The 18,963-nt window shown below is 64.8% G+C and carries 18 protein-coding genes; 6 read left to right on the forward strand and 12 right to left on the reverse strand.

Annotated features, from left to right (window positions below; translation table 11 throughout):
- The first annotated feature begins 39 nt into the window (after positions 1-39).
- The gene (locus tag IEX78_RS20390; protein ID WP_188830620.1) at positions 40-642 is read left to right on the forward strand and encodes a TetR/AcrR family transcriptional regulator; all 603 of its coding nucleotides are present in this window, start codon (positions 40-42) and stop codon (positions 640-642) included.
- 183 nt (positions 643-825) lie between these two features.
- Here the strand turns inward: IEX78_RS20390 and IEX78_RS20395 are convergent, their stop codons facing one another.
- A complete protein-coding gene (locus IEX78_RS20395; protein WP_188830621.1) occupies positions 826-2,019 on the reverse strand; it encodes an alpha/beta hydrolase family protein in 1,194 nt (397 codons plus the stop codon).
- Positions 2,020-2,198: 179 nt separating this feature from the next.
- Between IEX78_RS20395 and IEX78_RS20400 the strand changes: the two genes are divergently transcribed.
- The 3 genes from IEX78_RS20400 to IEX78_RS20410 are packed head-to-tail and all read left to right on the forward strand — an operon-like array spanning position 2,199 to position 4,841.
- Positions 2,199-2,813, forward strand: a complete 615-nt coding sequence (locus tag IEX78_RS20400) for a pyridoxamine 5'-phosphate oxidase family protein (RefSeq protein ID WP_188830622.1) — start codon at positions 2,199-2,201, stop codon at positions 2,811-2,813.
- Positions 2,810-3,958 carry an MFS transporter gene (locus IEX78_RS20405; protein WP_188830623.1) on the forward strand — a complete coding sequence of 383 codons (1,149 nt, stop codon included), beginning with the start codon at positions 2,810-2,812 and terminating at the stop codon, positions 3,956-3,958. The genes IEX78_RS20400 and IEX78_RS20405 overlap by 4 nt, the downstream gene beginning before the upstream one ends.
- A gap of 16 nt (positions 3,959-3,974) precedes the next feature.
- Complete coding sequence (locus IEX78_RS20410; protein WP_188830624.1) at positions 3,975-4,841, forward strand: alpha/beta fold hydrolase; 867 nt, start codon at positions 3,975-3,977, stop codon at positions 4,839-4,841.
- A 56-nt stretch (positions 4,842-4,897) separates the two neighbouring features.
- Here IEX78_RS20410 and IEX78_RS20415 read toward each other — a convergent pair whose 3' ends face one another.
- The 4 genes from IEX78_RS20415 to IEX78_RS20430 all read right to left on the reverse strand — a co-directional run bounded on the left by IEX78_RS20415 (position 4,898) and on the right by IEX78_RS20430 (position 7,840).
- Positions 4,898-5,362, reverse strand: coding sequence for a DUF5130 domain-containing protein (locus tag IEX78_RS20415; RefSeq protein WP_229684137.1), 465 nt, complete (start codon positions 5,360-5,362; stop codon positions 4,898-4,900).
- Positions 5,349-5,627 carry an aa3-type cytochrome oxidase subunit CtaJ gene (gene ctaJ, locus IEX78_RS20420; RefSeq protein ID WP_188830625.1) on the reverse strand — a complete coding sequence of 93 codons (279 nt, stop codon included), beginning with the start codon at positions 5,625-5,627 and terminating at the stop codon, positions 5,349-5,351. The genes IEX78_RS20415 and ctaJ overlap by 14 nt, the downstream gene beginning before the upstream one ends.
- A gap of 51 nt (positions 5,628-5,678) precedes the next feature.
- A complete protein-coding gene (locus IEX78_RS20425; RefSeq protein WP_229684138.1) occupies positions 5,679-7,247 on the reverse strand; it encodes a glycoside hydrolase family 13 protein in 1,569 nt (522 codons plus the stop codon).
- A gap of 179 nt (positions 7,248-7,426) precedes the next feature.
- Positions 7,427-7,840, reverse strand: coding sequence for a globin (locus IEX78_RS20430; protein WP_188830626.1), 414 nt, complete (start codon positions 7,838-7,840; stop codon positions 7,427-7,429).
- A 175-nt stretch (positions 7,841-8,015) separates the two neighbouring features.
- Between IEX78_RS20430 and IEX78_RS20435 the strand changes: the two genes are divergently transcribed.
- Positions 8,016-8,702 carry an HNH endonuclease gene (locus IEX78_RS20435; RefSeq protein ID WP_188830627.1) on the forward strand — a complete coding sequence of 229 codons (687 nt, stop codon included), beginning with the start codon at positions 8,016-8,018 and terminating at the stop codon, positions 8,700-8,702.
- A gap of 14 nt (positions 8,703-8,716) precedes the next feature.
- On the opposite strand, the gene IEX78_RS20440 is transcribed toward IEX78_RS20435, so the two are convergent.
- The gene (locus IEX78_RS20440) at positions 8,717-9,031 is read right to left on the reverse strand and encodes an AzlD domain-containing protein (protein WP_188830628.1); all 315 of its coding nucleotides are present in this window, start codon (positions 9,029-9,031) and stop codon (positions 8,717-8,719) included.
- Complete coding sequence (locus IEX78_RS20445; RefSeq protein WP_188830629.1) at positions 9,028-9,717, reverse strand: AzlC family ABC transporter permease; 690 nt, start codon at positions 9,715-9,717, stop codon at positions 9,028-9,030. The genes IEX78_RS20440 and IEX78_RS20445 overlap by 4 nt, the downstream gene beginning before the upstream one ends.
- A 65-nt stretch (positions 9,718-9,782) precedes the next feature.
- On the opposite strand from IEX78_RS20445, the gene IEX78_RS20450 reads away from it, so the two are divergent.
- Positions 9,783-10,352 (forward strand): helix-turn-helix domain-containing protein, encoded by a 570-nt coding sequence (locus IEX78_RS20450; protein WP_188830770.1) that lies wholly within the window; start codon positions 9,783-9,785, stop codon positions 10,350-10,352.
- A gap of 10 nt (positions 10,353-10,362) precedes the next feature.
- On the opposite strand, the gene IEX78_RS20455 is transcribed toward IEX78_RS20450, so the two are convergent.
- The 5 genes from IEX78_RS20455 to IEX78_RS20475 all read right to left on the reverse strand — a co-directional run bounded on the left by IEX78_RS20455 (position 10,363) and on the right by IEX78_RS20475 (position 18,887).
- Positions 10,363-11,028 (reverse strand): DUF8185 domain-containing protein, encoded by a 666-nt coding sequence (locus IEX78_RS20455; RefSeq protein ID WP_188830771.1) that lies wholly within the window; start codon positions 11,026-11,028, stop codon positions 10,363-10,365.
- Positions 11,029-11,038: 10 nt separating this feature from the next.
- Positions 11,039-11,464, reverse strand: a complete 426-nt coding sequence (locus IEX78_RS20460; protein ID WP_373291633.1) for an acyl-CoA thioesterase — start codon at positions 11,462-11,464, stop codon at positions 11,039-11,041.
- Positions 11,461-16,347: an NAD-glutamate dehydrogenase gene (locus IEX78_RS20465; protein WP_188830630.1), complete on the reverse strand. Its 4,887-nt coding sequence runs from the start codon at positions 16,345-16,347 to the stop codon at positions 11,461-11,463. The genes IEX78_RS20460 and IEX78_RS20465 overlap by 4 nt, the downstream gene beginning before the upstream one ends.
- Before the next feature lie 248 nt (positions 16,348-16,595).
- Positions 16,596-18,272 carry an energy-dependent translational throttle protein EttA gene (gene ettA, locus IEX78_RS20470; protein WP_188830631.1) on the reverse strand — a complete coding sequence of 559 codons (1,677 nt, stop codon included), beginning with the start codon at positions 18,270-18,272 and terminating at the stop codon, positions 16,596-16,598.
- A gap of 69 nt (positions 18,273-18,341) precedes the next feature.
- The gene (locus IEX78_RS20475; protein ID WP_188830632.1) at positions 18,342-18,887 is read right to left on the reverse strand and encodes a single-stranded DNA-binding protein; all 546 of its coding nucleotides are present in this window, start codon (positions 18,885-18,887) and stop codon (positions 18,342-18,344) included.
- Positions 18,888-18,963 lie beyond the last annotated feature (76 nt).

Consider the following 18,963-nt stretch of genomic DNA (forward strand, 5'->3'; position numbering starts at 1 on the left):
TATTCAGATTCCAGCGGTAGCCCTTGTTAGACTTCGGCCATGGCCCGAATGACGCGGAAGGAATCGCACGCGCAGACGCGTGAACGCTTGGTGGAAACTGCCAAGCGACTCTTTCTGGCCGACGGGTACAACGTGACGTCATTGGAGAAGGTCGCCACCGAGGCGGGGTTTTCCAAGGGCGCGGTGTACTCCAACTTCGCGACAAAGCACGAGCTTGGGCTGGCGGTGCTGGACGTGGTGCATGTCGAGCGGGCGGAGTCGCTTGCTAAGGCGCTGCTGAACGGGACGGCGATGGCCGACCGGGTCGACGCGTTCGCGCGCTGGGCCGACGACAACATCGGCGACGTCGGTTGGACTGCGTTGGAAGTCGAATTCGCGACGAGCACGCGGCACATGCCGGAGGTGCGAACGCAGCTCGCGGAACGTCGAACGACAATGACGGCGATGCTGAGCGCCCTGATTCAGGTGCAGGCCGACGAGATCGGCTTCACCCTGCCGGTCCCGGCGGAAGATGCTGCGCTGCAACTGCTTTCGATCGGCATAGGATTGGGCGTGCAGCGCGCGGTCGACCCGAACCTTCCCGTCACCGCCTTGGTAGACCTGGTACGCGGCCTACTTGCGACAGCGCAGCCCGCTACCTAGTGCCTTTCCCGCAGTGGCCAGCCCACGTGAACGCGCGACTAGACCGCGCGTGCTAACCGCCGCCTAACACCTTTTCCACCGAGGGCGGTCCATACAAACTCGCGACTGGCGACGCGTGCGCGCAACGCCCCGGGTTGGCGCGATCCGCCCGAAAGATTCGACAAGGGCCGCAGGTGGTTGGTCCTACCGTGCAATCCCGAAACGGGTGTCCGTCCATGACAATGCGTCGGCGAAAGTCGCGGATAGAACCTCGCTGTGGTCTACCCCGTCGAACTTGCGGTAGTCCACTTTCTGGCCGCGCACCTGTAGTTCGGCGACCATCGCGTCCGTCGACTTCAGCGACACTGTCATGTCGTCGCGGCCCTGCAAGATCAGGGTCGGGACCGTTAGGCGCACGCCGCTCGGGTCGTTGTCGTCGAGGACACGCAGGAACGCGGACAGGTCGCCGCCGGGGGTGAACACATCACGGACCGACTTCCCTCCCCACGAATCCTTCAGTGCGCCAACGCATCCCGTGTCGGCGCGCGATAGCAGCGCAACAGCCTTGTCGGTGAGGAACTTCGACGGGTCGACGTCGGCGACGGTCTGCGCGCCACGGACCAACAGTGGAACGAAAAGCGCGATGTTGCCCGTTCCCACCTTGCCAATCGGGTTGTTGACCGTGAGCTTCGCCAAGCGCACCTGCTCGCCCAAATGCGAAACCGGCGCGAGCGCCACCGCACCAAGCAACTGGGTGCCCGCCGCCCATTCTTCGCCACTTTGGGCGGCGAACATCGCGGCGTGCCCGCCCTGGGAGTGCCCCATCGCGACCCAGCGTTTGCCGACGGACGGGTCGACCGCACTTGCTGCGACAGCCAAGTCGGCCATCGCTCGCGCTTCCGTGCCGCCGATCAAGTACCCGTGCGGTCCGGGCGTGCCGAGGCCCTGGTAGTCGGTGCGCGCGACCGCGTAGCCCTTGGCGATCCAGCGTGCCTGGTCATCGCGACTGGGCGACGCCCCATTGGACCGCGACGCCGCGCACTCGTCGGCAACCCCGCTTGTGCCGGGCGCGAAGACGATAAGCGGCCAACCCCCAACGGGCGCTCGCCCTTCCGGCACCGCGAGCGTCCCCGACGCCGCGACCGCCGCGCCCTTCGCATCAACAGACCGGTACAGCGTGAGGAAGGTGCGCGCACCGGGGATCGCACGCTCGCCCGTGACGGGCTGCGTCGCGATCACCGTCCCATGGGCACCGGGAATGGATTCGCTTGCGGGACTGTAGAAGTCGCGTGGCGCACCGGCGGCAAGCTGCGCTTCCTGCGCGGGCAGGTCGCTCCCACACCCCGAAACCGCAGCCGCGACAAGACATCCAACGATCAGCGCCGCACCACTTCGCATCGCCACTCCCCCGGTTCGCTCGGACCACAACCAGCGGCCAGATTACCGACCAGCCCAACGCGGTTACCAACCTGCCAACACCAAACTCGCCAAAGTTTTTTTCCCAAGATCGGGAATGATCGACGCCCTTCTAACCTTTAAACAAGCATTAGACGGTTAGAGCAATCCAAGGAGTCGTCGTGACCGGGCATTACGCACACGTTGCCTTCACCCCACTCGTCCGCGAACACCAACGCGCGCACGGGAGCGAGCGCAGCTACGACCGCATGGCGCAGGTTCCCGATGTCGCCGACTCGATCGGCCCCGACGAAGCCGCGTTCATCACCGAACGCGACAGCTTCTACCTCGCGACCGTCTCGGAAACCGGCTGGCCTTACATCCAGCACCGCGGCGGCGCGCCTGGATTTCTGCGCGTCATCGACGAGCACACGCTCGGTTTCGCGGATTTTCGCGGCAACAAGCAATACATCAGTCGAGGCAACCTTGAGCACGACTCGCGCGTCGCACTGTTTCTGATGGACTACGCCACCCAGTCGCGCATGAAGATCTTCGGCCGCGCCCGGGTGATCGAGGACGACCCCGACCTGGTCAGGGCGCTGGAAGTCGACGGCTACCGCGCCCAGTCCGAGCGCGCGGTGCTGATCGACGTCGAAGCGTTCGACTGGAACTGCCGCCAACACATTCCACCGCTATATCCGCGCGCTGCCGTCGCCGAGGCCATGAGCAGCATGCGGGATCGAATTTCCGAACTTGAGGGTGAAATCGCCCGGTTGAAAGGGGAAGTGACCGCATGAAACGCGAGCATCTCGCATGGGCAGGGCTAGCGGCGATGACCGTGTCGTTCGGGCTCAACTTCACGATGGGCGTGTTTTTCGCGCCGACAGCGGCGAGCTACGGCGTCTCGGCAACGGCACTGGCTATCGCGGCCGCGCTCGGCACCACGGTGACCGGCCTCGCCCAGCACAGCATCGGCCGACTACTCGACCTGGTCGGTGCGAAAGCTGTTCTCCTCGGCGGACTTACGCTGATTTCCGCCAGCTACGTTGTGTTGTCGCAGGTTACGCAAACGTGGCAGTTCGTCGCCGCGTACATGGTGCTTGGTGGGCTCGGCTTCGCGTCTTCGTCGACGCTGACGGTCACCACGTTGCTCGGCAGGGCGATGGGGCCGCAGGTCGGGCCGGCGATGGCACGCGCGGCGATCGGCATCAACCTCGGTCAACTGATCACGCCGTGGGCCGCGACCGCGCTGTTCGAACCCATCGGCGTGCGTGCGACGTTCGCCCTGCTCGGCGCGATCGGTCTCGCTGCCACCGCCGTCTTGGCCGTGATCTTGCCCGCCGACAAACGCGCGGGCACGCGAACCCCGGGTGCCGGCGAGTCACTGGCCGATCGATGGAAGTTGTTGGTTTCCTTCGGTTTACACGCGGCAACGCTGTACGTGTTCGTGCTGATGTTGCCCAAGCACGCCATCGAAACCGGCTGGACGGTGACCGGTGCTGGTCGACTCGTCGCCCTCGCCGCGTTGAGCGCGGGCATCACCTCAGCGGTGTTGGTTTGCCTGTTGAAGACCTACCCACCCGAACCACTGTTGCGCGTGCTGTACGCGATCCGCTTCGTCGCGCTAGTGCTCGCGGTTTTCGTGCCCGGACCTGACGTGCTCGTCCTCGTCGCCGCGCTGTTCGGCATCGCCTCCTTCCCGGTGATTCCGCTGACGATGGCGATCCTGTCGCGCGGACTCGACCCCGCACGCATGGGCCGAACCTTGGCTCCCGCGTGGATCATTCACCAACTTGCGGCCGCGGCCGGCCTCGGCATCGCGACGCTCATCCACGCGACAACCGACAGCTACCGCGGCTATTTCCTGCTCGGCGTCGCGTTCACCGTCGTCGCCGCCGCACTGATCACCCCGGCCCGCACCCGCGTGTCGGCAACCGCCTAATCCAAGGAAGAGACCAATGACAACGCACAATTACGTTGAGATCCAAGGCCATTCGTTGTTCTACCGCGAAGCGGGCGACCCAGCGAACCCGACTGTTGTTCTGCTACACGGGTTCCCAACGAGCTCTGCGATGTTCGCCAAGCTGATCCCCGAACTGGCCGCCGACTACCACGTGATCGCCCCCGACCATCTCGGCTTCGGTCAGTCGGCGATGCCGTCGGTCGACGAGTTCGACTACACCTTTGACGCGCTCACCGACCTGACGGTCGAGTTGCTCGACACGCTCGGCGTCGACACCTTCGCCCTCTACATCCAGGACTACGGCGCGCCGATCGGGTTGCGCATCGCGTCGCGGTTCCCTGAGCGCGTCACCGCGCTGATCACCCAAAGCGGCAACGCCTACCTCGACGGGTTCACCCCGTTCTGGGAGCCGCTGTTCGCCCACGCGACCGACCGGGTGGCCCACGAACCCGAGGTGCGCAAACTGCTCGAACTCGACGCGACGAAATGGCAGTACACCCACGGTGTCCCCGCCGACCGAATCGCGCTCGTGAGCCCAGACCGCTGGACACTCGACCAGGCGTACTTGGATCGCCCCGGCAACAACGAAATTCAGCTGCAACTGTTCTTCGACTACAAAAACAACCTCGACGGCTACCCGACGTTCCAGAAGTACTTCGCCGAGTACCAGCCGCCGACGCTGATCACCTGGGGCGAGCACGACGAGATTTTCGCCGCCGACGGCGCGCGCGCCTACCTGCGTGACCTGCCCGACGCCGAACTGCACCTGCTCGACGCAGGTCACTTCGCCTTAGAAACCCACGGCGACGAAATCGCGACACTGATCCGCGACTTCCTCCAGCGCGTCAACGCGAAAGCTTGACCTGACAGCAAAACGGCCCGGCTACCTGGTAGCCGGGCCGTTTGGCATGCGAAAAACTAGCGGCCGATCGATGCGGCCATCACGCGCACTGCCGAAATCAGGCCGTCGATCAGGTTGCCCTGACGGAACGACGCGAGCGCGGCGGTGACGCCGAGCTGGCAGATGCGGTCGTTGGCGCGATCGGCGATGTCTTTGCCCGAACGCACCTCGATGACACCCTGGTTCGGCGAAACGGCGATGAGCACCGAGTCGGCGGCGTCGGGGGTCTTGGCGAGCACGTCGTCGGCACCCTTGGCCGGGTCGCTGCCGAGATCGCCGAGGTAGATGTTGAAGCGCACCTTGGTGGCGCGGGTCGCGTCGGTGAGCGCGTTGTCGAGGGCGATGCGCTCACGATCGGTGAAGGGCACCTCGTCGAACACGGTTCCGGGCTCGTGCACGCCGGAAACGCGGCCACTCGACGTGAGTGCGAAACCGTGGGGCAGGTCGGCCTCAACCACGGCGGGCCAATTAGAACTTGCCACTTGCCCGGCCTCCGATCAGTTCCGCAGCAGCGGGTTCGAGAGCCGCATGATGCCCATGCGACTCGGCGGTGTGGTGACCGGGCGCAGCGGTCACTTCATCGGTAGCGCTCCACAGCACCGGCGAGTGGGTCCACTTCTGCCCAAGCGCGAAGTGGGCCGGCTTTTCACCGGTGAGTGGCTTACCGAGATAGGACAAGCCCGCGATCGCGAAATAGATCGCTGCCGGGATGCCGACGAAGATCAGCACTGTCTCGAGAATGCTCACAGCCCAACGGTAGACGATGCTCTGTAGTAGTTCATCCTCCGGGCGCGTGTGTCAGACCAACCAGGCCGCCGCGTCGGCGGGAAGGCGGTCGTCAACCAGGGGTGCGCTGGCTAGCAGGAGGTTGCCCGGCGGCAGGTGAATCGGCTCGTCAGCGGTGTTCAGCACGCAAATCAGGCCCCCGGGCCGTCGAAACGCCAGCGCGCCAGTGGGACTGCCGTACCACTCGATGTGGTCTCCGGAGAACTCATGCCGACGCGCGCGCAGGTCGATCGCGAGCCGATACAGCGACAGCGTCGAGTGCAGTGTTTCCAGTTGCGCTTCGACCGTGCGGTCGGCCCATTCGGCGGGGATCGGCAACCACGGCTCGCCCGTCGTGAACCCAAACGGCGGCGTTTTGCCCTCCCACGGCAGCGGAACGCGGCACCCGTCGCGGCCACGTTCGGTGTGGCCTGACCGCTCCCACACCGGGTCGCGCAACGCCGATTCGGGCAGATCGTCGACGTTCGGTAGCCCAAGTTCGGCGCCGTTGTAGATGAAGACCGCGCCCGGCAGCGCGAGTTCGACCATCATCATCGCCCGCGCTCGCGCCACCCCGACCTTGCCGCCGCCGTAGCGCGTGACCTCGCGTTCGATGTCGTGATTCGACAGCGTCCAGGTAGGCGGGGCTCCGACGTTCGCGACGGCGTCCAGGGAGTTGTCGATCGCCGAACGCACCGCTTCGGCTTCGAACGGCGTTTCCGCGAGTCGGAAATTGAACGCGAGATGTAGTTCGTCGGGGCGCACGTATTCGCCGAAGCGCGCGTTGTCGTCGACCCAAACCTCCCCGATCGACACCGCGTGCGGGTAGTCGTCGAAAACGCGGCGCAGTTTGCGGTGAATCTCGTGGACGCCAGGGTTGTTGAAGCGTGGGTCATCGTCGTCGTGGACGAGCATTTTCGTTTCGACGCTGGCCATGTCGGGCAGGCCGTCGGGTTTGGCCATCCCGTGCGCGACGTCGATGCGGAAGCCGTCGATGCCGCGGTCGAGCCAAAACCGCAGCGTCTTCTCGAAATCGGCGCCGACCTCGGGATTGGTCCAATTCAAATCCGGTTGCTCTGGCGCGAAGATGTGTAGATACCACTGGCCCGGCGTGCCGTCGGCTTCGGTGACACGTGTCCACGCTGGCCCGCCGAAGATGGACGGCCAATTGTTCGGTGGCTCAACACCATTGGCCCCGCGACCGTCGCGGAAGTAGTAGCGCGCACGTTCGGGACTGCCCGGCGCCGCGTTGAGCGCGGCGACAAACCACGGGTGCTCGACGCTGGTGTGGTTGGGAACAAGGTCCATCGTGACCTTGATATCGCGCTCATGCGCCTCAGCAACCAAGGCATCCATTGCGGCGAGACCACCGAAAAGCGCGTCGATATCGCGCGGATCGGCAACGTCGTAACCACCGTCGGCCTGGGGCGAGCGCATCACCGGACACAGCCACAACGCGTCGACACCAAGCAGTTCCAGGTACCCCATTTTGTCGCGTACGCCGCCCAAATCGCCGATCCCGTCGGCGTCAGAATCGGCGAACGAACGCGGGTAGATCTGATAGAACACGGCGGATTGCCACCACGGAGGCGTCTGTGTCACCTTCGTAATATTGCCAAATTCGGGCCGCGATATGCGCGCGTGCACCGGGAATTTTCAGTTCGAGCAAACCGACAGCGTGTCGCCACGCCGACCGGAAACCTCCGGGTAAATCAGGCCATCGATCCGAAACGTTGCCGCCATCGCGGCGACATCAGCAAATCGCGCTCAGCCGTTCACGATTAGCCGTTCGCGTTCTGCAGGGAATCGGCCGCCATCACGAAGTAATCCATGAGCGCTTTGCGATGCTCATCATCGAGGATCGACGGCTCGATCTCACCGACCGCGATGGTCATGCAGCGCACCCACGCGTCGCGTTCGATGGGCCCGATCACGAACGGGTGATGGCGCATGCGCAACCGAGGGTGACCACGCTCCTCCGAGTACGTGCGCGGGCCGCCCCAATACTGCTCAAGAAACATCCGCAACCGACGCTCAGCAGGGCCGAGATCGGCCTCGGGGTACATTGGCCGAAGGATCTCATCAGCAGCGACCTCGCGGTAAAACACCGAAACGATGCGACGGAACGTTTCCGCGCCGCCCACCGCGTCATAGAACGAGGTCGTTGTCTGTTCGCCAGAAGTCACGACCCCCATTGTGCCCCGATGCGCATTGGCCGTCGGTGGCGGTCACGAACGCGCGGCCCTTCAACCACAGTTCACCGCGAAGTTTGAAAATTAACCGTGCAATAAGTGCGAAAGCATGGTCAACTGGGGGCAGTATCGGCCCCAGATACCACATGATCCTGCCAATCATGAAATTGAGGTCAAGATGAAGCAGCGACCCGGCGCTCGATCACCTGAGCGCACGCATCGACAACTCCAGCCCGCCGACGTCCACAACCGTGGCTCGGGGGCCATTCCGCTGCACATCCTGTCCAATCATGAGCCGCTTGCACCCGCGCCAACGCATCTTGCCGGGGACCGCGACGCCGCCGCATGGCGCAAACGCCGAGTTCTCCTCCTCAACGCCACCTATGAGCCGCTCACCGCGCTTTCCGCGCGTCGCGCAGTCGTTCTGCTGATTTGCGCCAAAGCCGACGCGGTTCACGACGATCCCGAAGGGCCCGTCCTGCATTCGGCAGGCGCCGAGGTCGCGATTCCGTCGGTTATCCGACTTCGCACCTACGTACGAGTGCCCTACCGCGCCCGCGTGCCAATGACGCGCGCCGCCCTCATGCACCGCGACCACTACCGCTGCGGCTATTGCGGAGCCAAAGCCGAAACCATCGACCACGTCATTCCCCGCAGTCGCGGCGGCGAACACTCGTGGGAAAACTGCGTTGCGAGTTGCGCGCCATGCAACCATCGCAAGGCCGACAAAATGCTCGCTGACCTGGGGTGGACACTGCGCCACCAGCTTGTATCGCCGAAAGGTCCCCATTGGCGATTGCTGTCGACAACCGCTGACCTCGACCCGGTGTGGTTGCAGTATTTGGGTGAGGGCGAAGTCGCCTAGGTGAGCCCGGTCGCTTAGCTTAGCCCGGCTAAGCGCAGTAGCGCGGTGGTTGCGGCTGCCGCGAAAACCGCGAGGAGCAGGGGTGCTCGTCGCCAGGCGAGTACGCCGCCAACCGCGACACCTGCTGGGAGCGCGATGCCGACGTGGCCTGATGCCGTCGGCAACGTTGTTGTCGCGACCAGTGCCGCGAGCAGCACGAGTGCGCCGGTGTCGATGAGCGTCACGACGCGCGGGGTGAGGCGTAGGCGGGAGCGCAGGGCCGGGCCCGCCCAGCGGATGGCGTAGGTGCCGACGGCGAGTGCGAATAGCGCGGGGAGGACGGTGCTCATGCGGGTTCCGGAGGAATGGTGCGGCCCGGGCCGAAAGCGAAGAGCAGGCTGGCGAGCGCGATGAGGATCGGCAGTCCTGCCGGGACGAACGGGGCGACGACCACCGCGACGGCCGCGCCGATCAACACCGGACGCAGGGTCGCGCGATCGCCGAGCGCGGGCAGGATCAGGGCGAGCAAGATCACCGGGAACACCGCGTCGAGGCCCAATACCGTGGGATCGGGGACCAGCGAACCGACGCCCGCGCCCAGCGCGGCGCCGAGCGGCCAGGACAGCGCGATACCGAGCCCGCACGTCCAGTACGCGGCGCGTTTGCGCGCGGGGTCGGGCGTTGTTGTCGCGATGGCGACGGATTCGTCGTTCATCACGTGAATGCCAACGAGCCGTCGCCAGCCGGTGCCGAACACGTCAGGCGACGACAGTCCATACGGTAAGTGGCGCGCGTTGAGCACGAGACCCGCGACGACGGCGGCGAGCGGCGATCCACCCGCCGCGACGATCCCAAAGAACAGCAGCTCCGAACCGCCGGCGAGCACGGTTGTCGCGGCGACAATCGGCAACCAGGCCGGAAACCCAGCGGCTGCCGTCGACGCGCCATAGGACACCCCAAACAGGCCGACAGCTCCACAAGCCGCGGCCACAGCGGCTGCCGTTCGCCGGTCAACCGTTCGCCATATCGAACGCATGTTTTCCATAGTGAACGCTCGCGGTGGGTAAAGTCAACGCGACCGCACGCAATCAGGAGGCGACGATGGACCGGCAAGACCCGGTAATTGGGCCGCCCCAGGCCGTGATCGCGGAATCGCTACGCCGCGAACGCGCGCGGGCGGGACTGTCGTTGACCGAAGTTGCGAGCCGGGCCGGAATCGCGAAATCGACGCTGTCCCAACTGGAATCGGGCACGGGCAACCCCAGCCTCGAAACGCTGTGGGCGTTGTGTGTCGCGCTGGAAATGCCGTTCTCACGACTGCTCGAACCGCCTCGCCCGGCCGTGCAGGTGATTCGCGCCGACGAAGGGTCGGCGGTGCCGTCGGCGGACGCGGACTATCGCGTCACGCTGCTCGCAGCCGGTCAGGCGCAGGCACGATGCGACATCTATCGGATCGTCGCTGAGCCTGGGCACGCGCGCGTGTCCGAGCCGCACACGCCGGGCGTCGTTGAGCATGTGGTGCTGGAGGCGGGCCGGGCGCTAGCTGGGCCCGCCGACGAACCGGTTGAAATGAACCCTGGCGACTACATCCGCTATCGCGGCGATGAGCCGCACATTTTCGAAGCGCTTGAGCCGGGAACGTGGGCGACGATGGTGATCGAGAGCCCGTGACCCCGCGAATTTAGCTGGGCGACAGCGGAATTGAGCCGCCGATGCGTCGCGCGACCGAGCCGTAGCGCGCGTCGAGACGCAACCACGTTCGCGTCGCGCGCACCCGCACAACCTCGGTTGCCTGAATTCGGTTGGCCTGCGCCTTTTCTCCGGCATGCGGAATGAAATCCATTGCGGTGAGCGCGAAGACAACGCGCATTGGCACCTCAACGACGCGACCGTCCGCGCCCGTGACCGTGACCACCGGCTGATCAAGCAGCGATGCGGGCGGCCCGTGGCTCGTTCCGTGCTCGCGCGCCACTTCGGCGCCGCGCTCAGCCAAGTCGACGAGGGCGCGCGCGGGCACGTCCTCGATGTGAGCGAAACCGTCGGCGGGCGGCAGCGCGCCACGCCATGCGGAGTCGAGCGAGTAGCCAAGGTCAACCGGGTGCCCGGTGCGTAAACCCGTGAGCACGGTGTCGGCGCCGACGGTCACGTCGTCGACGCCGAGTTCCGCCGTGACCGTTCGTACGGCGAGGGTTTCGAATCCCGTTGTTACCCAAGCAGATACGAGGCTTGAACCGCGTTTGCGCAGCCGCACTACCGCCGCCTCGTCCAACCGCAACGCGTGCGTGAGAAACGTGGCGAGGTTTTCCCGCTCGGCCGGGTCAGGCGTATGCAGAATCCGTTGTTGCACGCTCACCCGCTTACGCCTGCCATTGCGCCAGGTACTCGCGCTCGGTGTCGGTGAGTCGGCGCAGTCGCTGCGTTTCGATGTCGAACGCGGCGAGCTGCGTGGTCGCGGTGACAGCGGGCGGCGAATCGGGATCCGCGCCATTGGCTCGGACCTCGTAGCCGATCGTGAAATCCACCGCGCGCAACTGCTTGACCCACATCGCGATGTCGAGCGGGGTGTCTTCGTGGCGCAACTGGCCTCGGTACTTCACGTGCAGATCAACGAGAACGCAACCCTGGCGACCCATCGACGCCGTTGGCTTGCCCTCGTCGAACAGCCACGGAATGCGCGCCTCCTCAAGCAAAGTCACCATGCGGGCATGGTTGACGTGCTGAAACACGTCCATGTCCGACCAACGGATTTCGACTTTCGCGTGGAAACGCGACGCGGCTGTCACCGGGGTACCTCCGATTGGGCGCCCACCCCACTCACCATGCTTCGGACCTGCCGCGCTGCGACAGACAAGGTGGCGAGGTCGTGGGTGCCTGATTCAAACAACTCCGACAACGCCGCGCGAGCGCGACCAAGCCGGGACTGATTCTTGGACTCCCAGTATGCAATCTTCTCGTCGGCGCTTTCCTCCGGGTCGCCCCCCGACAGGACGTCTAGCGTCAACGACCGCAGTGAGCCGTACATGTCGTCGCGCAGGGCAAGCCGCGCGAGCGCGTGCCAGCGATCGCCGCGTTCGAGGTCGCTGACCGCTTCGAGCAGCCAGTCGATCTTGAGGTGCTCGTTGAGCGCGTAGTAAAGCGCGCCGACCTCGACGCCGTCGCGATCGGCGATTTCGGCGACATCGATGATGTCGAGCAGCGGGTACAGCCCGAGCAGCGAGAACACCTCGGTGGCCAATTCGGCGGGCGCACCACGGGCGATCAGCGCGGCGGCACCTTCGGTGAGCGAGGCGACGTGGTGCTCGCGCAACCAGCCGGGCACATAGGGCGCGAGCCGCTTGACCTCGGCCTTGTACCGATTGATCTCCGCGCCAACGGCAATCGGTTGCGGCCGATTGCTGAGCAACCAGCGCGACGCACGGTCGAGCGTGCGTTTGGATTCGAGTTCGAGCAGATCGGCAACGTCGGCGGGAGCGTCGGAACTGCGAATGCGCGACCAAATGTCATGCAGCTCAAAGACTTCCGTCGCCGCCGCGAAGGCGCGGACCGAGTCGGACGCGGTCGCGCCCACTTCCTCGTTCAGGCGGTGGGCATAGGTGATGCCCGCGTAGTCGACGACCTCATTCACGACCATCGTCGTGACAATCTCGCGGCGCAGGCGATGACGCTTGATCGCCGCGGCGAACCGATCACGCAGCGGCGTCGGGAAATACAGCGGCAGGCGGTTCGCGAAGTACGCCATGTCGGGCAGGTCGGTGTCGAGCAAATCGGCTTTGAGGCCCAACTTCACATGCGCGAGCAAATTCGCCAGTTCGGGCGAGGTGAGGCCCTGTTTCGCATCGACGCGTCGACGAATCTCGGCTTTCGACGGCAACGCTTCGAGCGCGCGGTCGACGCCACGACGCTGCTCAAGATCCTCGATCACGCGACCATGCACGGTGAGCATGCGCGGCGCGTCCGTGCGCGCGGTGCCGAGCAACCAGTTCTGATCGACGTTGTCGCGCAACACCATTGCCGCGACTTCATCGGTCATCGAGGCAAGCAGGGGGTTGCGGTCGGCAGCGGCAAGTTCACCCGCGCTGACCGCGTTGTCGAGCAACACCTTGATGTTGACCTCGTGGTCGGAGCAGTCGACGCCAGCCGAGTTGTCGAGCGCGTCTGTGTTGATTTTGCCGCCGCGCCGGGCGAATTCGATGCGGCCAAGGGCGGTGGCACCCAGGTTGCCGCCTTCGCCGACCACCTGCACGCGCATTTCCGCGCCGTCGACCCGGACCGCGTCGTTGGATTTGTCGCCAGCGTCGGCGTTGGACTCGGTGCTCGCCTTCACATAGGTGCCGATACCGCCGTTCCACAGCAGTTGAACCGGGGCGAGCAGGATCGCGCGCACGAGTTCAGGTGGGCTCAGCGTGGTGACCGCGTCCGGCAGGCCGAGCACCGCACGGACCTGCGGCGAGATGGGCACCGACTTCACCGTGCGTTCGAAAACGCCACCACCAGCGCTGATGCGGCTGCGATCGTAGTCGGCCCACGAGGAACGCGGCAGGTCGAACAAGCGCTGCCGTTCCGCGAAGGACACCGCGGCGTCGGGATCGGGGTCAAGGAAGATATGCCGGTGGTCGAAGGCCGCGACGAGCCGGATGTGCGGCGAGCACAGCATGCCGTTGCCGAAGACGTCGCCGCTCATGTCGCCAATGCCGACGACGGTGAAATCTTGGGTTTGGGTGTCGACGCCAAGCTCGCGGAAGTGGCGTTTGACCGCTTCCCACGCGCCGCGAGCGGTGATGCCCATCGCCTTGTGGTCGTAGCCTGCCGAGCCGCCTGACGCGAAGGCGTCGCCGAGCCAGAACCCGTAGCGCTTGGCGACGTCATTGGCGATGTCGGAGAAGGTAGCTGTGCCCTTATCCGCCGCGACAACGAGGTAGGTGTCGTCGGCGTCGCGGCGCACGACCCGTGCGGGCGGAATGATCGCGCCGCTAGCCAGGTCGACGTTGTCGGTGACATCGAGCAGGCCCGAGATAAACGTGCGGTAGCAGTCGATGCCCTCGGCAATACTCGCCTGCCGGTCGGCCGCCGCGTCGCCGGTGGGGACCGGTGGCCGCTTCACCACGAACCCGCCCTTGGCACCGACGGGCACGATGACCGCGTTCTTCACGGCCTGCGCCTTCACCAGACCAAGGATCTCGGTGCGGAAGTCTTCGAGTCGGTCCGACCAGCGCAATCCGCCGCGCGAGACGGTGCCGAAGCGCAAGTGCACACCCTCAACGCGCGGCGAGTAGACGAAAATCTCGAATTGTGGTCTGGGCTTTGGTAATTCAGCGATTTCGTTTGGCTGCACCTTGAACGACAGGTAATCGCGCAGCTTGCCTTCGGCGTCGACGACGTAGTAATTGGTGCGCAAGGTGGCCTTGATGAGCCCGAGGATCGCGCGCAGAATGCGGTCGGCATCCATACTGACCACCTCGTCGATGCCCGCGCGCACCCGCTGCTCCAGCTCGACAGCGGTGTCGACCGACACCGTATCAGGGTCGAACCGGGCGGCGAAGAGGCCGACGAAGTCGCGTGCCACCTCCGGGTGCCCGAGCAAGACGCGGGCGATATTGGCCTGACTGTACGGAAAACCCGCCTGCTGCAAGTACTTCGAGTACGCGCGAAGAATCGAGATGGACCGCCACGGCAAATCGGCGCGCAACACGAGTTCGTTGAGTCGGTCGGCTTCGGCACGGCGGTACCAGACTGCGGCGAAGGCGTCAGTGAACCGCGTGTGCACGTCGATGCCGCGCGCGGTGTGTTCAGTGAGTTCGTGGTCGAGGTCGCCGCCGAGCGCCTCGCGCAGCAAATCCGGCTTGGCCTGCAAGCCGAAATCGTAGATCCACCGCTCCGCGCCGCCGTCGAGTTGAAGCTGGTACGGCCGCTCGTCGATGACCTCAACGCCGAGGCTCTGCAGCACCGGCAGGACCTGGCTCAGCGAAACGCCCTTACCCGCGATGTAGAGACTGAAGCGCCACGAGCCCGGCGCCGCATCGGGTTTGCGGTACAGCGACTGGTCGATGCCGCCCTCGTTGAGCTGCTCCAAGCGGGCGATGTCGGCCAGTGCGCGGGTGGAGTCGAAATCTTCCTTGTAGCTCTCGGGGAAGGCCGCCGCGTACAGCTTCACGACGCTCGGGTCGAGCACCGTCGACGTTGCCACATTCTCGGCGATACGGTCGTCAAAGGTGTGGCTGGCGGCATTGAGCAGGCTTTGCAAGCGCAGCCGGTTGTCCTCAGACGTGTCGGGCGCGGCTTCGCCTTTCGCCTTTGGCGGCAGCATGATCGTGAAATACACACTGGCGAGCTCACTTTCGCTCACCCGCGCCGAGTAGTCGATGTCGACGCCACCCAGTTCGCGCACCAGAATGCGCTGCATTTCCAAGCGGACAGCGGTGGTGTAGCGGTCGCGTGGGAGGTACACCATCGCCGCGACAAAGCGCCCGTAGACGTCGCTACGCAGGAAAAGGCGAACCTGCCTGCGCAATCCAATCCCGAGCACGGCCACGGCGGTGCGACGCAGGGAATCGGTATCGGCAGAGAACAATTCGGTGCGCGGGAAGGATTCGATCACCTCAAGCATTGCCTGCCCGGAGAACGAACTCTTGTCGAACCCAGCCGCCTCAATAGCTGTGCGCACGCGACGATTGATGACCGGAATGTCGAGCACGTTCTCATGCACCGCGCTGACGGTGAACACGCCAATGAACAGGTGAACGCCCACAACCGTTCCGGCAGCATCGAATTCGGCGACGCCGACGAAGTACGGGTACACCGACCGGTGCACGGTCGCGCGAACAAGGCCCTGCGTGAGCATCAGCAGCGGACGGTCGCCGCCGTTGATCGGCACCTGAAAATCGGTACCGGTGTCGGCGCGCAAGACGCCAAGACTGTCGCCCGGCAGCGGAGTCGACACCGTCTTCCCGTCGACCACCGTGCGCTGGTACCGGGCATACCCAAGCAGGGTGAAATTGCCATTTGCCAACCAGCGCAACAACTTTGCGCACTCGGCAAGCTCGACCGACGAGAACGGCGCGGCGCCGGCGCGAGCCGCCTGATCGAGTTCGTCGGCAAGGCGGCTTTGCACCTGGACCATCGCGGCGGTGTCGTCGATGACCTGGCGAACGTCGGCGATGACCTCGGGCAACGTGCGCTGAATATGGTCGAGTTGCGCACGACTGGTCGACGGGTGCAACTGCAGGTGCATCCACGATTCGGATCGACCGGTATGCCCGGCGGAATCGACCTCGTGCGGGGCGGCGCCGATGAGCGTGCCGTCCTTGTCGCGGACCGTTTCGAAAATGGGGTGAATGATCTCGGTGACGCTGACCTGCATGCGACCAAGCGCCGCGGTAACCGACTCGACGAGCAGCGGCATGTCAGCGGTGACGAGCTGCACCGCCGCACCCATCTCCGACGAATCTTCGGGGTGGTAGACCCGCACGCGGGCTTTGCCTTCGGGGCGCACGGCCGCTAATTCGAGGTGCCTACGGAAGATTTGCGTGATGCTCGTGATCGGGAAGTCGGCGTCACCCGCATCGACGTGACGGAAGTACGCTTCCTCCAACGTCGCGAGATCACCGCGAAGACTCTTCGGCCAACCCGCTTCCCAAGCTGCGCTCGACAATTCCGACGACACCGTCATCTTTCGCCCACTCCCAATGGATTTGGTTCGCTTCGATTCCGCAACACTCGTGACGCAAATTCGAGACTAGCCCTGGGAAAGCAGACACGCAGAAGCTTTATCAGCTTGCCGCGCCGGTAACTTCGCCAACATTGGGCAAACTCCCGACATCGCCCGCGCGACAGCATAATTCGCACTATGGCGGGCTAAACAGCAAGGGCGGAGCAACGCTATCCGCTACTCCGCCCTCACCAGCAAATCGACGCTGCTTAGTCGCGCGTCAGCTTGCGATGGGTGACCCGATGCGGACGGGCCGCTTCGGCACCAAGACGCTCAACCTTGTTGGCCTCGTACGCTTCAAAGTTGCCTTCGAACCAGAACCACTTGGCGTCGTTGTCGTTGTCGCCTTCCCACGCGAGGATGTGGGTGCAGGTCCGGTCAAGGAACCAGCGATCGTGCGAGATCACGACGGCACAGCCGGGGAACTGCTCAAGCGCGTTTTCCAGCGAGCCAAGGGTTTCGACGTCGAGGTCGTTAGTCGGCTCGTCGAGCAGAATCAGGTTGCCGCCCTGCTTGAGGGTGAGCGCGAGGTTGAGGCGGTTGCGCTCACCACCGGAGAGCACACCGGCGGGCTTCTGCTGGTCGGGGCCCTTGAAGCCGAACGCGCTCACGTACGCGCGCGACGGCATTTCCTGGTTGCCAACCTGAATGAAGTCGAGACCCTCGGAAACGACTTGCCACACGTTCTTCGCCGGGTCAATGCCCGCGCGGTTCTGGTCGACGTAGCTGAGCTTGACCGTCTCGCCGACCTTCACCTCGCCGCTATCGGGCGACTCAAGGCCAACGATGGTCTTGAACAGCGTGGACTTACCAACACCGTTGGGGCCGATCACGCCGACAATGCCGTTGCGCGGCAAGGTAAACGACAGATCCTTGATGAGCTGACGATCGCCGAAGCCCTTGTCCAGGTGACCAACCTCGACGACGACACTGCCCAACCGCGGGCCAGCCGGAATCTGGATTTCCTCGAAATCCAACTTCCTGTGCTTATCGGCCTCAGCAGCCATTTCCTCGTAGCGACCGAGGCGCGCCTTGTTCTTGGCCTGACGTGCCTTGGCACCCGAACGGACCCACGCGAGTTCGTCCTTGAGGCGCTTCTGCAGCTTCTGGTCCTTCTTGCCCTGGACCTCGAGGCGCTGAGCCTTCTTCTCCAGGTAGGTGGAGTAGTTGCCCTCGTACGGGTACGCGCGACCACGGTCGAGTTCGAGAATCCACTCGGCAACGTTGTCGAGGAAGTACCGGTCGTGAGTCACGGCAAGCACGGCGCCGGGGTAATCGGCGAGGTGCTTTTCCAGCCACAGCACGCTCTCGGCGTCGAGGTGGTTGGTCGGTTCGTCGAGGAGCAGCAGGTCGGGCTTGCTCAGCAGCAGCTTGCACAGCGCGACACGACGACGCTCACCACCGGAAAGGTTGGTAACGGGCTCGTCGGCGGGCGGGCAGCGCAGCGCGTCCATGGCCTGCTCAAGCTGCGAGTCGACGTCCCACGCGTCGGCGTGATCGAGGTACTCCTGCAGCTTGCCCATCTCGTCCATGAGCTCGTCGGAGTACTCGGTTGCCATGAGTTCGGCGATTTCGTTGAAGCGGTCGAGCTTCACCTTGACCTCGCCGAGGCCCTCTTCCACGTTGCCGCGAACGGTTTTCTCTTCGTTCAGTGGCGGCTCCTGCTGCAGGATGCCGACCGTGGCGCCCGGGGCGAGGAACGCCTCGCCGTTGTTGGCCTTGTCGAGGCCAGCCATGATCTTGAGCACGCTGGACTTACCAGCACCGTTCGGGCCGACGACACCGATCTTGGCGCCGGGAAGGAAGTTCAGCGTCACGTCGTCGAGGACGACCTTGTCGCCGTGCGCCTTACGTACCTTCTTCATCTGGTAAATGAACTCAGCCATATACGGAAGCCTATCGGTGCGGGTTACGGGGGTGAAATGCGGAGCGGACCGGGTGCGACGGACTCGGGGTTACGCGTCGACCGGCGATCGCGCTGCTACGGAGTCGGTGGCGGAAATAAAGGCTACGGCAGAGCCGTCGCCAGCCTCAGCGCCGCCCTCGACGGCCGTCTGCTCGACTCGCGAATCAGCGCTGGCACGGCCCGAGATATTCCGCAGACCGTGCGCCGACGGACTGTGCCCGTTGCGCGCGACATCGGAATTGCGGGTGATTTCGGCGGTGCATCGGGTGAGGTCGGGCCCGACAGCGACCGCGCGCATCTCCAAATCGCGCCGATCACCGCCGTCTTTGCCGCGATATTCGATGGTGCGCAATTGCCCACACACCAGTACCGGGTCGCCGCGATGCAGCGAGAGACCAACCCCGTCGACCAGCCTTCGCCAGCAGAAAACCGTGAGATAGAGGGAGCCGTTGTCGACCCAGGCGCCCGCGTTGGCGTCGAATCTTCGCGCGTTGCTCGCCATGCGAAACGACAGCACTTGCTCGCCGGTGGATAGCTGCCTGCGATTGGGCTCGGTGACGATAGTGCCGATGACGGTTGCGTGTGCCTCGTACATTCTCTAGCTCCCCCTAGTCGGTTCGCGACCTGCGCTGACTCTTCGAGAATGCCCCACGTCACCCACGGCCGCTACG

Source organism: Nocardia camponoti (assembly GCF_014646135.1).
GTDB lineage: Bacteria > Actinomycetota > Actinomycetes > Mycobacteriales > Mycobacteriaceae > Nocardia > Nocardia camponoti.

Bases quoted from the DNA above. Each gene is read 5' to 3' on its own strand.
- ettA (WP_188830631.1), bottom strand. From the start codon at position 18,272: ATGGCTGAGTTCATTTACCAGATGAAGAAGGTACGTAAGGCGCACGGC.
- IEX78_RS20465 (WP_188830630.1), bottom strand. From the start codon at position 16,347: ATGACGGTGTCGTCGGAATTGTCGAGCGCAGCTTGGGAAGCGGGTTGG.
- IEX78_RS20435 (WP_188830627.1), top strand. From the start codon at position 8,016: ATGAAGCAGCGACCCGGCGCTCGATCACCTGAGCGCACGCATCGACAA.
- IEX78_RS20430 (WP_188830626.1), bottom strand. From the start codon at position 7,840: ATGGGGGTCGTGACTTCTGGCGAACAGACAACGACCTCGTTCTATGAC.
- IEX78_RS20440 (WP_188830628.1), bottom strand. From the start codon at position 9,031: ATGAGCACCGTCCTCCCCGCGCTATTCGCACTCGCCGTCGGCACCTAC.
- IEX78_RS20475 (WP_188830632.1), bottom strand. From the start codon at position 18,887: ATGTACGAGGCACACGCAACCGTCATCGGCACTATCGTCACCGAGCCC.
- IEX78_RS20445 (WP_188830629.1), bottom strand. From the start codon at position 9,717: ATGCGTTCGATATGGCGAACGGTTGACCGGCGAACGGCAGCCGCTGTG.
- IEX78_RS20390 (WP_188830620.1), top strand. From the start codon at position 40: ATGGCCCGAATGACGCGGAAGGAATCGCACGCGCAGACGCGTGAACGC.
- IEX78_RS20410 (WP_188830624.1), top strand. From the start codon at position 3,975: ATGACAACGCACAATTACGTTGAGATCCAAGGCCATTCGTTGTTCTAC.
- IEX78_RS20405 (WP_188830623.1), top strand. From the start codon at position 2,810: ATGAAACGCGAGCATCTCGCATGGGCAGGGCTAGCGGCGATGACCGTG.
- IEX78_RS20450 (WP_188830770.1), top strand. From the start codon at position 9,783: ATGGACCGGCAAGACCCGGTAATTGGGCCGCCCCAGGCCGTGATCGCG.
- IEX78_RS20395 (WP_188830621.1), bottom strand. From the start codon at position 2,019: ATGCGAAGTGGTGCGGCGCTGATCGTTGGATGTCTTGTCGCGGCTGCG.